Origin of the sequence: Archangium sp. (assembly GCF_036277355.1) — a bacterium.
Classification (GTDB): Bacteria; Myxococcota; Myxococcia; order Myxococcales; family Myxococcaceae; genus Archangium.
On the sequence record NZ_DASUNC010000066.1, the window covers coordinates 1 to 12,574 of the forward strand.

Consider the following 12,574-nt stretch of genomic DNA (forward strand, 5'->3'; position numbering starts at 1 on the left):
GCCGCTATCTCCGGTGTCCACCTCGGCCGCCGTGCTGCTTCCAACCACGCTGGCTCCGCCTTCGTCGTCGCTGTGCTCGTCGTCATCGCGCCGCGCACTCTGCGGCTCCTCGAGCACCTGCACTACCTGGGCTGGATCGGACGCTTACACTGCAACTTCGCGACCAGGGCTCTTGCCAGAGTGACAGTCACCTCTCCGCATCGCCCCTCTCCCGTCCCTCACCGGAGACCCTCCGTCCACCGACGAGCGCCCACCTCAGCTACAGAAGATCCCTTTTTCTTCGCTCCATGGACACTACCTCCCGTGTAGCCGACTTACGAGGTATGTCCACAAAAAGCGGCTCAGTCCCAGTGCGGGAGAGTCACAAAGCCGGGGCAGGCTCAGGATCCGTTGATGCAGCGCTCGATGCCCTCGGCCACGACGCACGCATGTCGGTCAGATCAAGCCGTCTTCACGCACGGCCATCAGGGAATCTTGAAACGCGGTGATCAGCGTGTCGACTGCCTGAGGGCTATGCGCAATGGATATGAACATCCCCTTGAGGGCCATCACACCGCGATACATGAGTTGGAGATAGAACTCGCGCTCGGCCACCGCGTTGGGCGCTTCGATGTCGCGCGCGGTGCGCAGTGGCCTGTCTTGGAAATGGATGCTCATGATCGAGCTGGCATTGAGCAGATGAACCGACATTGCCTTCTCCCGGCAAAACGCATTGACCGCGCTGGCGAACCGCTCGCTCTGCTCGCGCAGGTGCGGATAGACTTGGTTTCGGTTCTCCATGAGATAGCGAATGGAGGCCACGGCAGCGGCCATGGACAGGGGGTTTCCCGTGAAGGTTCCGCCCTGGAAGACGCGCTTGGGCGTGTTCCATGCTCCGCCATAGAGGCTCATGATGTCCGCCCGGCCGCACAGGGCGCCAATCGACACGCCGCCTGCAACGGTCTTTCCATAGGTGGCGATGTCCGGAACGAGATCGTAGAACTCCTGGGCCCCGCCCAGTGCGAGCCGGAAGCCGGTTACGACCTCGTCGAAGCCCAAAACGACGTTGCTCTCGCGGCACACATCTCGCAGCTTCTCCAAGAATCCCCTATTGTCCAGACTTGGGGTGGAGTTCTGCACTGGCTGAACCAGCACCAGCGCAAGTTCGGACGCATGTTTGCGAATTAGGCTGAAAGCGGCCTCATCGTGATAGGGGAGCATGAGGGTGAGCTCTTTCAGCGCATCAGGGACACCCGGGCCGAAGAGCGACTTTCCGTTGGGTTCCTTTGGATCCGGGCGGGCGAGCACGTAGTCGTGGTTGCCATGATAGCAACCATCGAAGAGCGCCACCTTGTGACGGCCGGTAAACGCACGGGCAACGCGTATCGCATACATCGTTGCTTCCGAGCCAGTGTTGCAGAGCAGGGTTCGCTCGGCGCAAGGAACAATTTTCTGCACGAGCTGCGCGACCTCCGTGTGCATTTCGTTGCGCATCGCGAAAAGAAATCCGCGCTCGACCTGCTCATGGAGGGCTTTCTGTATGGCGGTATGCCGGTGGCCGAGCACCAGGGCTCCGAATCCCATCACTAGATCGATATAGCGGTTCCCATCTACATCCGTGACATAACAGCCCTCTGTTGACTTGATGACTGTCGGGTGAGGTGTCTCGAACGAGTCGGGGATTTCTCGTGCGAGCACCTCGCAAGCCGCGCGCTGGATCTCGGCGGAGCGCTGGCGCCGCAGGACTAGCTCGGCGCGGACGTGCGTGGCATTCTTCCATTGACGCTGATCGGTGGCCATGAGGCAAGCATGCCACCTGCCGGCATAGCGAGGCAACGGCGATGCGATGACAGAGGCGCTGACCGCCGCGGGTGTCTTGCTACGGGATGTGGATGGTGCGCCCGCCCTCGACGTAGAGCGTCTGTCCTGTGATATAGGATGCTTCATCCGAGGCGAGGAATGCGACCGCGTTGGCGATGTCCTCGGGCACGGCAAGCCGCCGCAGCGGCGTTCGTGCAATCCAATCCTGCTCCAGGGCAGGATTGCCCGCGGGATGCCGTGCGATGTCCGTGTGTGTATATCCCGGACCCACGGCGTTCACGGTGATGCCGTGCGGCCCCAGGTCGCATGCGGCGGAGACGGTGAGCATCCTCACGCCACCCTTGGCGGCGCAGAAAACCGAGGCTCTGCCCTGGATGGCCTCGGCATTGATGGAGGAAATGTTGACGATGCGCCCACGGATCTGGTGCTGGAGCCAGTACTTGGCGGCCGCGCTCCCCAGGAGGAAGGGTGCACGCAACCCTATGCCGATCATCTTGTCGAGGGTGTCCTGGCTAACTTCGAGGAAGTGTTCGTGTTCAGGATTTGCCGCGTTGTAGACAAGGATATGGAACGAGCCAGACTCTTTGACTGCGGTGTCGATGATGCGCTGCGCCGCTCCGTCCGTGCTCATATCGACCACCAGTTCGCTGGCCTTGCGGCCCAGGGCCCTCACCCGCGCGGCGATACGGGCCATGCCTTGCGAATCGAGGTCGACCAGCAACAGGTCCGCACCCTCGTGGGCGAACTTCAAGGCGAGACCCTGACCGATATTGTCCGCCGCACCAATGATGAGGGCTACCTTGTCTTGGAATCGCATGAACGCTCACGCCCAGAGGGTGCGGCCGCCATCGACGAAGATGAGCTGGCCGGTGATGTAGGAGGCTTCATCGGAGGCCAGGAAGGCGACCGTGTTGGCGACGTCGCTGGGCTCACCCACGCGGCCCAGCGGCGTTTTGGAGGCCCAGGCCTTTTCCCGGGTCGGGTCTTGTTGGAACACCTGACTGGTCATCCCTGTGCGCGTAGGGCCGGGACCGACGGCATTGACCGTGATGTTGTGCGGCCCCAGATCATAAGCTGCGGCGCGTGTGAACGCGCGGAGGGCGCCTTTGGTCGCGCAGTACGCGGTCGTGCCCGAGGCCGAAGCTTTTTCGGCGGTGATGCTGGTGATGTTCACGATGCGCCCGGGCTTGTGGTGCTCGACAAGATAGCGTGCAACCTGCTGTGAGAGCAGGAAGGGCGCTTTCAGGTTGGCCTCGAGCATCATGTCCAGGTCTGCGATGGTATAATCAGCGTAAAACCCGGCCGTGGCCATGCCGGCATTGTTGACGAGGATATCGAGGGTGTCGAAGTCCTTGAGCGCCTGGGCGACGATGGCCGTGAGCATGGCCCGGTCGCGAATATCGGCCTGCATGATTGTCGCGCGGCCGCCGGCCTGCTCGATCATGCTGGCGGTTTCCCTGACCCCTGCCCCGTTGATGTCGACGAGGAGGCTGCTGGCGCCCTCCTGGGCAAACTTCAAGGCAACGCCTCTCCCAATGCCGCTCGCGGCCCCTGTGATGATTGCGACCTTATCCTTCAGACGCACCTGGGTGCTCCTTTATCACCGCCAGCTTGGTGTACGGGCGCAGTTTAACGAGTTCTTGCTTCAAGGTGCTGAAGAAATTCCATCACCGCGTCATTCCAGCAGTTACCCCAGCCCTGAACCATCCCCTCATTTCGACGAAGACCAATGACTCAAGGGTTTACAAACCAGGCAGATTGTAAAGCCCCCAATATTTTCGGGCACTTGCGAAAATGAGGGAATACCTCGGACCCTGGCCCGGATGATTCGCTAGGGCAGAGAAGACGGAGGGGTGTTGCGGGCGTAATACCCCGAGTTAGTTTGACTTCCCGGTCCACGGCACATGCGACGCGCCGGACACATCCGGCGATAGCGGAGCGCTGCTACTGCGACAGATGGATGAGCGCCTGGGGCTCACGCAGAAGCTGGCCGCCTGCATTCCAGAAGCACGCGATCCGGCGCGCTTGGTGCACTCCCTGCTGGAGCAGAGGTGCGCCAGCGCGTCTACCAGAATGTCCATCTCGTCCGCCTCCTTGGGTGGCAGCGGACATGCTCATGCCCCTGTCCTCACGTCACGACGGGCTCCGGCGAGTACTTACCCTATGCTCGCCGCGCCCCAGTACGTTGTCCTCGGAGAAATAGCCCGCGTCGGCCGTCACCACCTGGGGCACCCCGCCGCAGTTCTCCACCACCGGAGTCGTCCCCCTTGTCCGCATGCAGCTTGTTCGGGCGGCGGCGTGGAGGGTCTCGCCGTCCCTTGACGGGGGCGATATCGTCCACCAGGGGCAGCGCCTCGGACTGGCGTGCGTGTGGGCGGGAGTTATCGACTCCGCCCGGGGCTGGCCCTGCCTGTCCGTCACCAGGTGGTGTTTGGGCGTCGATGCTTCAATTGCTTGAGAATCTCGATGCGCTGCTGGTAAGGTCAGGATTACTGGCGAAGCATGTTCGCGCCTCCTCTTCAGGACGGCCCGGCCATGCGATCACCCTCCATTTCCAGCGAGGATTCGATGCAATCTGGCAAGCCTCACGTGAGTGGCAACGTCATCGTTCTGAATGGCCCTTCCGTCGCGGGGAAGACGAGCATTCAGAAGAGGCTCCAGGAGTCCTTCGAAGAGCCCCACATGGCGATGGGCATCGACTCGATCCTCGTCGCCATGCTGCCCACGCGCTACTTCATGGGCATGCCTGCCGACCGCGAGCAGGTGCTCTACGGCGTGCCCTCCACGGACGAGAGCGGCTCGCCGCTCTTCACGCTGCGCTTCGGACCCAAGGGACAGCGGGTCGTCGCAGGTATGCACCATGCCATCGCGGCGTTCGCGGAGCAGGGCAACAATGTCATCGTCGACTACATCCTCTATGAGCGCGAGTGGCTCCCCGACTTCGCGAACGCCCTGCGCTCCGTGAACGCCTATTTCGTCGGCGTCCGCATTCCCCTGGAGGTGCTTGAGGAGCGCGAGCGGCAGCGGGCGACGTCCCCCCGGGGGCATGCGCGCAGTCACCACGCGATCGTGCATGCTCACGAGCTTTATGACGTGGAGGTGGACACGTCACGCTCCTCTCCCGAGGAGTGCGCGGCCCAGATCGCCGAGTACGTGCGCACCCACCCCAAACCGACGGCCTTCGAGCAACTGCGAAAGCGGTTCCAGGCCGGCTAGGCTCTGGTTGTATCGCGCTCTGGTTGCGCCCCACGGGGCGGCGATCCCTCACGATCGCGCCCCGGCATGAGCCTTCGCCCACGTCTTACTCCCTTCCATGTCCACCACGCCCTCTGCCCACCCGGCCCTGGTCTCTTCCGCGCCCGGGACAGACTCGTCCTTGCTGCGCCGCATCCTGGACACGGCGAGCCTGATCGTACGCACCAGCCGGTGGCTCCTACTGGCGGTCATCGTCTGCCAGCTCGCGGACGCCCTGAGCTCCGTGGCCATCGCCTATGTGGCCAAGCGGCTGGTCGATGCCGTCGTCACCTCCACGCAGGGAGGGGCCTCGCAGCCCCTGTTCTGGGTCGGGCTTGAGGGGCTGTTCGTCATCCTCCGGGTGCTCTCCACGCACGCGTCGAACTACGTGCAGATCGTCCTGCGTGCGCGCTTCTCGCTCCGGGCGAGCCAGCTCGTGCTCGAGAAGGCGTGCCGGATCGCCTATCCCCATTTCGAGAATCCCGAGTTCGTCAACAAGATCAAGCATGTGCGTCAGGAGGTAGGCCAGCGGGTGATCGATCTGACCATCCAATCCATCACGCTCCTGCGCCACGGGGCCACAGTGATTGGCTACTCGGTCCTGCTCTGGTCCTTTGGCCCGTGGGTCATCGGGGTGATGGTCGCCTCGGCGATTCCCCCGTTCCTGCTCGAGATCTGGTTCGGCCGCACCTCCTTCGAATTGCAGCGCGCCAACATCGAGCGGACCCGCAAGTCCTTCTACCTGGAGTGGCTGCTGACGGCTGAGCAGAACGTCAAGGAGATCAAGCTGCTGGGGTTGGGGCCATGGTTGCTGGAGCGCCACCGGTCCATCAACGAGGGGTATAACAAGGAGGAGGCCTCGCTGGCGGCCGTGCGCGGGCGCCGCGCGGTGTTCTTGTCGTTTATCAGCTACGCGGCGCTCTATGCGACGTATGCCTATATCGTCATCCGGGCGGCCGGGGGAGGCATCTCGCTGGGCAGCATGACGCTCTACCTGATGGTCCTTCAGCAGGGCCAACTCGCGCTCAACAATGCCCTTCTGGCGCTGGCGAAGGCCTACGAACACAACCTCTTCATCGCCCAGCTGTTCGAGTTCCTCGCCATCCCTTCGGAGCAGGAGGCCGAGCACCCGTTCGATCCGGCGGCCCCGGCGCAACAAGCCCCTCCCGAGATCGAATTCCGGGGCGTCTCGTTCCGCTACCCCGGCACTACGCGTGACGCGCTCCACAACGTGAACCTCACGCTGCGCTCGGGCGAGACGCTGGCGCTGATCGGCCCCAACGGCTCGGGCAAGACGACCTTCGTCAAGCTGCTGGCGCGGCTCCACCAGCCCACCTCGGGCGTCATCCTGCTCGATGGCCAGGACATCGCCACGCTGCATCCGGATCAGCTCCGGCACCGGGTTGGCCTCATCTTCCAGGACTTCGTCCGGTACCAGTTCAGCGCGGGCGACAACGTGGGCGTGGGCTGGTTGCCGGCGATCCAGGACCGGGAGGCCATCCGCCAGGCCATTGTGGACGCAGAGGCCTCGCCGGTGGTCGATCGTCTCTCCGCGGGCCTGGACACCCCACTGGGCCCCGCGTTTGGTGGCGTCGATCTATCGGGCGGCCAGTGGCAGCGGCTGGCGCTCGCGCGCGCGTTCATGCATCGCGGCGGAGTGCTCGTGCTCGATGAGCCCACGGCCGCGCTGGATCCCGAGGCGGAGACGGAGATCTTCCAACGCATTCACGACAACAAGGCCAATCGCACCATCGTGCTGATCAGCCACCGGTTGTCCTCGGTGCGCATGGCGGATCAGATCGTCGTCTTCGAGAACGGGCAGATCATCGAGCGCGGCTCGCATTCCGAACTCCTGGCCGACAATGGCCGCTACGCCCGGATGTTCCGGGAGCAGGCGGAGGGCTACCGGCTCGATGAGTCCGAGCCCTCCGCCAAACCGGTCAGCGCGCTTCGCGGCAGCGCTCGATGAGCCGGGTCGTCGACATCGAATCCTCCGGCCGGTCGATGAAGGTGATCTCCCCCACGTGGGGCCGGATGGTGGCGAGGTACTCCGGGTACTTCTGGTACTCCATCCCCTTGGTGAAATGGTGGGGGCGGAGGATGGCCAGTAACTCGTAGAGGACGTTGCCGGCATGGAGGATGACCTCATCCACCGAGGCGAGCGCGTCGACGATGTTCGCGCGCTCCCAGCCGGGGACGATGGGACGGGAAGGACCCTTCAACGCGCGGATGTCCTCGTCCACGCTCACGAGTACGACGAGCACGTCTCCGAGCTGCCGCGACTGCTGCAGGAACCGCACGTGCCCGTAATGCAGCAGATCGAAGCACCCCGAGGTCACCACGAGGCGCTTGCCCCGGGAGTGGATGTCCGCCGCGAGCGCTCGAATCTCGTCCAGCCCCGGGGTGGGAATGTGGATGGCCATGGTGTGTGTCCTCGAGGGGGCGTTGACTCAGGGGGAGGTTTCGCGCCGGAGCTGAACCGACCGCAGGGTGACGGGACGCAGGGGCCGACCCCGCTGGTCCGCGGGCACGCGCGAGATCTCCCTCACGACATCGAGGCCGCTGATGATCCGGCCCAGCACGGTGTGGACGCCATCCAGCCATGGTGCCGCCCGGGCCGTCAGGAAGAACTGGGAGCTGGCGGTGTTCGGACCGCTGTTCGCCATGGACAGGACGCCCTGCTCGCCGTGGTGGCCTCCGAGCTCGTCCACGATGCGGAACCCCGGGCCTCCCATGCCGGTGCCGAGCCGATCCCCGCCCTGGATCATGAAATCCGGCTCCACGCGGTGGAACGTCGTTCCCTGGTAGAAACTCTCGCCGCCCTCGACGATGCGCCGCAAGCGCGGATCGCGGAAGGGTTGTGTCCCTAGCGCGAGCCCCACGAAATTGCGGACGCTCTTGGGGGCGGACTTCTCGTCGAGCTCCACGGTGATGTCGCCTCGCGCGGTCTCGAAGATGGCGAGCAGACGGCCCGAGCCGGGGGCCCGGATCTCGGGATAGAGCGGGGTGATCATGGCATCGTCCTTCCAATTCCCATCACGTTGTTGATGATTCCCAGCTGCCTGGCGGCGGGGAGCACCTGAGCGAAGGGGTAGTTCGCCCCCAGCGCATCCGCCACGAGCAGCCCCGAGCAGACCGCGCTCTCATGACCCGTCAGGGTCGTGTCCATACCGCAGAACCACGCGCGATTCCTGCCCTGGACGGTGCGGAACCGGCGCTTCGTCGCCATGTCTTGAGGACGCAGCTTCGCGTGCTTCCACACCCCCTGGGTGATGATGCGCTCGGGCGCGAGATCCACCTGGGGGTTGATGGTGACGAAGATCGGATCCCGCTTGGGGTCCAGCCCATTCGTCACGGTCACGTTGCGGGTCACCGAGCCCTCGTCGCCGCGGCCAAGCCACGAGTACTCGCAACTGGACCGGCGGTGGGAGAAGTACGGGGACAGCACGGCCGCATCCGTGTGCACGAAGGAGCGCTCCTCGTGGTACTCGATGGCTCCGAGCAGTGCCCGCTCCTCGGCGGAGGCATCCGTGAGGAGCTTGAGCGCGATGTCCGCGTGGGTCCCGAAGACGACCTGATCGAACGTCTGCTCGTGCCCGGCGCTGTCACGCACCCGGACTCCGTCCGCCTCGCGTCGGACCGTCGACACGGGCCGCGCCGTGTGGACCACCTGGATGGAGCGGGCGAGCTTCTCGAGATATCGGCTCAGTCCACCCACCACCTTGCGGTAGTACGGCGCGTGGACGAAGGACAACATGTGCTCCGCGAAGCTCGCCGCCGCGTACGTGAGCGAGAAGTCGAGCAGCGGCGCGCGTGAGCCAGAGAAGGTGCTGAGCATGGGGATCAGCGCCTTCCTCACGAAGTCGGACGAGTACTGGTGGCGCTCGGTGTACTCCCGGATCGTCATGCCCGTGAAGTCCGGGAGGCGGTTCATGACGTCTGTCATCTCCCGCTGGAACCGGTCACACTCGTCCAGTAGGCGGCTCCAGAGGGGGGATTGGAAGCGCACATCGTTCTCCCAGGTCTCTCCCTCCCCGAAGTTGGCGGCGAAGGTGAGCGGGGCGGGGAACGTCTCGCAGCCGGCGATCTTGAGCAGCTCGCAGAAGTTCGGCCAGCTGCGCTCGTTGAAGAGTTCCACCCCCATGTCCACGGCGACGTCCCCCTTGGAGGAAGGGACCATGACCGTGCGGGCGTGCCCGCCCAGCTCGGACCCGGCTTCGATGAGGGTGACGTGGTGCACGCTCGACAGGCGCCAGGCCGCGACGACTCCAGCCGCGCCTCCTCCCACGACGGCGACCCTTCGCCCTGGCTGGGGTTGCTGTTTGTCGTTCATGGTTGGTTCCTGGGGAATGGGTGCGGGTGCTTGACGAAGTCGATGCTCGTTTCCATGTAGATCGGATCCGTCGAACAGGGGATCCACTCGAAGAGGATCATCTCGCGGGTCACGATCGTGGCGCCGCCCTGCCGGATGCGGGGGAGCGACTCGACGTGGTCCTCGCGATCGCGCGCGGCGCAGGCCTCGGCGAGGACATACGCCTCGAAGCCCTTGCTCCGCGCCTCGAGCGAAGTCTGGACAATGGAGATGTGGGTCTCATTGCCAGCGAGGATCAGCTGGTCCCGGCCCGTGGCGCGGATGCGCTCCACGGCCGCCGGGGCGCTCACATACGAGAAGGTCACGATCTCACACGGCGCGGAGCCCCGGGCCAGCCGGAGCACGGGCTCCACTAGGCGGCCCAATCCCTTGTGCTCCATGACGAGCACCGGGACCTCCAGCTTGTTGGCCAGCCCCATTAGCCAGCAGTTGTTCCACAGGAACGACTCGTTGGTGTCGAGGATGGGAAGAATGCCCTCCTGCATGTTGGAGATGACGACCAGGGAGCGATGACGCTGCATGAGCATGTTTCAATGTCCTCCATTTCTAGTTAACACGGATGAACTGAAGCACTCCAGGTGAACCGAGCTCATCGGGCGGACTGGCGGAACTCGGCGGTTGTTTCGATGACCTTGCCCACCGTACGCAAGTCCTGACCGAACGGCGTGAGCGCGGCGATGTGCCGCGGGGCTCCACCGCCGTATTTGAGATAGGTGCTCAACGTCCCCGAGGGGCCGAGATCCACGAACAGCGGCTCCGCGCTCGCGCGGATGGCGTCGCAGGTCTCGCGGAACCGCATGGGCAGACGCGCGGCCTGCCAGAAGTGTTCAGCGTCGAAGCGCGTCACCTGCCCGGCCAGGGCCGAGGAGAAGGTGGGTAGCCTGGGCTCCTCGAAGGAGATGTCGCGCAGGACGTGCAGGAAGTCGGCCCGGGCTCCATCGATCCAGGACGAGTGGAAGGGGTGGGAGACCATGACCGGCTGATAGCGCAATCCGCGCGCTTCCAGTTCCCGTTCCACCAGGGGGAGCGAGTCGGAGCGGAGGGAGACGACGGCGTGCTGGGGGAAGGGGACGCTGGCGATCTCCACGTGGGCTCGCAACACGGGCGAGGCCTCAAGCTCGCTCACGGGCGCCAGGACCGCGAGCATGGTCCCCGCCGGAACGCAGCGGGTGATGACCCGGGCATGCTCGACGACGGCCGTCAGGGCCCGCTCGAGGTCCAGGGCACCGGACACGAGCGCGCAGGTGAATTCGCCCAGGCTGACGCCCAGGAGCACGTCCGGCTCCAGGCCGCGGGCGCGAAGTGCCTCGCAGAGCGCGTACTCGACGAGGAAGATCGCCGGGTGCGTGACGTGGGTGTCGACCAGCGCATCACTCTTGGTCCGGCGCTCGTCATACAGGGCCGCGAGGACCGAGCTGCCCGTGAGCTCGCGGACGCGGCGGTCACACCGCTCGAGCACGTCGCGGAACACGGCGTCGTTGCGCCAGAGCTCCCGCCCCATGTGGAAGTAGTGGGAGCCCTGGCCCGAGAACATGAAGACGACTGGACGGGGCGGCAGATGCGCCGCCGGTGCGCCGGGCCCCGCGGAGGGCTGGCGCGTCTTCCGCCCCTGCTCCCGTGGCGGGCTCTCGAGCCACAGGGTGAGCGGATGGGCCAGCGAGGTGACCCGGTCCCCGTCCACCCAGCTGGTGGCGGCGAACCCGGGGAACGACCGGTAGCGGGCGGTGAGGCCTTCCCCGGTCCGCTCCACCTTTTCGAGACGGAGGGCGTCGAAGCCCGTCATGCGTCCGGTCCGCAGCGCCTTGCCGAGCGCCGCCTTCATCGTCCAGGCAATGCTGCGCGCCGCCGCCGCGTCGGCCTCGAGGACGCGCTGGACGAGCGCCTGCTCCGACGCATCCACGGCCCCGGCCTCCAGCGGTGAGCCCAGCACCTCGACGTCGAGCCCCATGGGGACCGCCCGGGGATGGGCGAGCGCGGTGGCCTGGCCGGCCGCGTGGGAAATGGACACATCGAAGTGTCCGCCACCCCCCCGGGGCAGGGGTTGCCCGAAGGCGCCACGCTCAAGCTCGAAGTCCGTGGGGACCGAGCCTCCCGTGGCGCTCATCAGCGCGGCCTTCGCGGCGACGTGCTCCCACAGGAAGGCCCCGCGCCGGGCCTGCTCGGGCAACGCCTCGAGTCGCCGCCGCTCCGGGGCAGAGAGCCACCCGAGGAACGTCTCCGCCCCGGCCCGGACCGCGGTCATGGCCAGCGAGGAGACCAGCTCCCCCTGGGCGGAGCGGAACCGCAAGGACTCCACCGCGATGTCATCCGCGACGGGCATCAGTTGATGCCTCGTACCTGCCCGACGAGCCCGGTCAGCACCTTGCCGGGTCCCACCTCCACGAACTCCGTCTCCCCCCGGGCGATGAGGTGGCGCACCGAGTCGGTGAAGAGCACGGGACGCACCAGTTGCTCGAGCAGATTGGCCCGCACGCTCCCGGGGTGGTAGGGCTTCGCGTCCACGTTGGCCACGACGTCCAGCCGGCACTCCCCGATGCGCGCCGACTCGAGCGCCCGGGAGAACTCCTGCTGCACCGGCTTCATGTAGCGCGAGTGGAACGCACCGCTCACGCGCAGGGGAACGAAGCGCGCCCCACGGGCCTCGACGATGGGCTGCGCCCGGTCGATCTCGGACTTGGGGCCGGAGATGACGACCTGCCTGGGCGCGTTGTCGTTGGCCAGATCAATGGCATCCAGGCCCGCGTCCTGGATGGCCGTGCGCACGCTGGCCGAGTCGAGCCCGAGCACGGCGGCCATGCCTCCGCCGCGCTGCTGGCTCATGAGTTCGCCCCGCTTCTTCACCAGCTGCACGCCCGTGCGGAAGTCGAAGGCGCCCGCGGCGAAGAGGGCGTTGTACTCCCCCAGGCTGTGGCCGATGACCGCCCGCGGGTACTGCCTGCGGCGGACGATCTCCTCGATGTAGAAGAGCACGTTGACGACGAACAGCGCCGGCTGCGTGTACTCCGTCTGTTGCAGGAGCCCCTTGGGGTCTGTCTTGCAAAGCTCCTCCACGGAGTAGCCGAGGATCTCATCCGCCGCGGCCGTGTATTCGGGGTAGCGCGAGAAGAGCTCTCCCGCCATGCCCCGCGTCTGCGCGCCCTGTCCAGGAAACATGAACACAGCCATGGG

At 65.6% G+C, this 12,574-nt stretch carries 11 protein-coding genes; 2 read left to right on the forward strand and 9 right to left on the reverse strand.

The genetic code is table 11. The features are described from left to right. Positions 1–435: 435 nt before the first annotated feature. From VFZ09_RS17845 to VFZ09_RS17855, 3 genes are all read right to left on the reverse strand, one after another. Positions 436–1,779, reverse strand: coding sequence for an aspartate aminotransferase family protein (locus tag VFZ09_RS17845; RefSeq protein ID WP_329728792.1), 1,344 nt, complete (start codon positions 1,777–1,779; stop codon positions 436–438). A 79-nt stretch (positions 1,780–1,858) separates the two neighbouring features. Continuing rightward, entirely contained in the window at positions 1,859–2,617 is a 759-nt protein-coding gene (locus VFZ09_RS17850; RefSeq protein ID WP_329728793.1) for an SDR family oxidoreductase, read from the reverse strand. A 6-nt stretch (positions 2,618–2,623) separates the two neighbouring features. Continuing rightward, complete coding sequence (locus VFZ09_RS17855; RefSeq protein WP_329728794.1) at positions 2,624–3,385, reverse strand: SDR family oxidoreductase; 762 nt, start codon at positions 3,383–3,385, stop codon at positions 2,624–2,626. Positions 3,386–4,368: 983 nt separating this feature from the next. On the opposite strand from VFZ09_RS17855, the gene VFZ09_RS17860 reads away from it, so the two are divergent. Both VFZ09_RS17860 and VFZ09_RS17865 read left to right on the forward strand, forming a co-directional pair. Next, positions 4,369–5,016 (forward strand): chloramphenicol phosphotransferase CPT family protein, encoded by a 648-nt coding sequence (locus VFZ09_RS17860; protein WP_329728795.1) that lies wholly within the window; start codon positions 4,369–4,371, stop codon positions 5,014–5,016. 160 nt (positions 5,017–5,176) lie between these two features. Continuing rightward, positions 5,177–7,003, forward strand: a complete 1,827-nt coding sequence (locus VFZ09_RS17865; RefSeq protein ID WP_329728796.1) for an ABC transporter ATP-binding protein — start codon at positions 5,177–5,179, stop codon at positions 7,001–7,003. Here VFZ09_RS17865 and VFZ09_RS17870 read toward each other — a convergent pair. The 6 genes from VFZ09_RS17870 to fabD all read right to left on the reverse strand — a co-directional run bounded on the left by VFZ09_RS17870 (position 6,975) and on the right by fabD (position 12,571). Next, positions 6,975–7,457 carry an adenylyltransferase/cytidyltransferase family protein gene (locus VFZ09_RS17870; protein WP_329728797.1) on the reverse strand — a complete coding sequence of 161 codons (483 nt, stop codon included), beginning with the start codon at positions 7,455–7,457 and terminating at the stop codon, positions 6,975–6,977. The two genes, VFZ09_RS17865 and VFZ09_RS17870, sit on opposite strands and share 29 nt — an antisense overlap. A gap of 27 nt (positions 7,458–7,484) precedes the next feature. Then, positions 7,485–8,048 carry a peptidylprolyl isomerase gene (locus VFZ09_RS17875; RefSeq protein WP_329728798.1) on the reverse strand — a complete coding sequence of 188 codons (564 nt, stop codon included), beginning with the start codon at positions 8,046–8,048 and terminating at the stop codon, positions 7,485–7,487. Further along, positions 8,045–9,367: an FAD-dependent oxidoreductase gene (locus VFZ09_RS17880; RefSeq protein WP_329728799.1), complete on the reverse strand. Its 1,323-nt coding sequence runs from the start codon at positions 9,365–9,367 to the stop codon at positions 8,045–8,047. The genes VFZ09_RS17875 and VFZ09_RS17880 overlap by 4 nt, the downstream gene beginning before the upstream one ends. Beyond that, positions 9,364–9,933, reverse strand: coding sequence for an isochorismatase family protein (locus VFZ09_RS17885; protein ID WP_329728800.1), 570 nt, complete (start codon positions 9,931–9,933; stop codon positions 9,364–9,366). Before VFZ09_RS17885 ends, VFZ09_RS17880 begins: the two co-directional genes overlap by 4 nt. A gap of 62 nt (positions 9,934–9,995) precedes the next feature. Then, positions 9,996–11,726 carry an acyltransferase domain-containing protein gene (locus VFZ09_RS17890; protein ID WP_329728801.1) on the reverse strand — a complete coding sequence of 577 codons (1,731 nt, stop codon included), beginning with the start codon at positions 11,724–11,726 and terminating at the stop codon, positions 9,996–9,998. Further along, positions 11,726–12,571 carry an ACP S-malonyltransferase gene (fabD, locus tag VFZ09_RS17895; RefSeq protein ID WP_329728802.1) on the reverse strand — a complete coding sequence of 282 codons (846 nt, stop codon included), beginning with the start codon at positions 12,569–12,571 and terminating at the stop codon, positions 11,726–11,728. The genes VFZ09_RS17890 and fabD overlap by 1 nt, the downstream gene beginning before the upstream one ends. Positions 12,572–12,574 lie beyond the last annotated feature (3 nt).

Excerpts from the sequence above, each read along its gene's own strand:
- VFZ09_RS17845 (WP_329728792.1), bottom strand. The coding sequence starts at position 1,779 with ATGGCCACCGATCAGCGTCAATGGAAGAATGCCACGCACGTCCGCGCC.
- VFZ09_RS17850 (WP_329728793.1), bottom strand. The coding sequence starts at position 2,617 with ATGCGATTCCAAGACAAGGTAGCCCTCATCATTGGTGCGGCGGACAAT.
- VFZ09_RS17860 (WP_329728795.1), top strand. The coding sequence starts at position 4,369 with ATGCAATCTGGCAAGCCTCACGTGAGTGGCAACGTCATCGTTCTGAAT.
- VFZ09_RS17870 (WP_329728797.1), bottom strand. The coding sequence starts at position 7,457 with ATGGCCATCCACATTCCCACCCCGGGGCTGGACGAGATTCGAGCGCTC.
- VFZ09_RS17875 (WP_329728798.1), bottom strand. The coding sequence starts at position 8,048 with ATGATCACCCCGCTCTATCCCGAGATCCGGGCCCCCGGCTCGGGCCGT.
- VFZ09_RS17880 (WP_329728799.1), bottom strand. The coding sequence starts at position 9,367 with ATGAACGACAAACAGCAACCCCAGCCAGGGCGAAGGGTCGCCGTCGTG.
- VFZ09_RS17885 (WP_329728800.1), bottom strand. The coding sequence starts at position 9,933 with ATGCTCATGCAGCGTCATCGCTCCCTGGTCGTCATCTCCAACATGCAG.
- VFZ09_RS17890 (WP_329728801.1), bottom strand. The coding sequence starts at position 11,726 with ATGCCCGTCGCGGATGACATCGCGGTGGAGTCCTTGCGGTTCCGCTCC.
- fabD (WP_329728802.1), bottom strand. The coding sequence starts at position 12,571 with ATGGCTGTGTTCATGTTTCCTGGACAGGGCGCGCAGACGCGGGGCATG.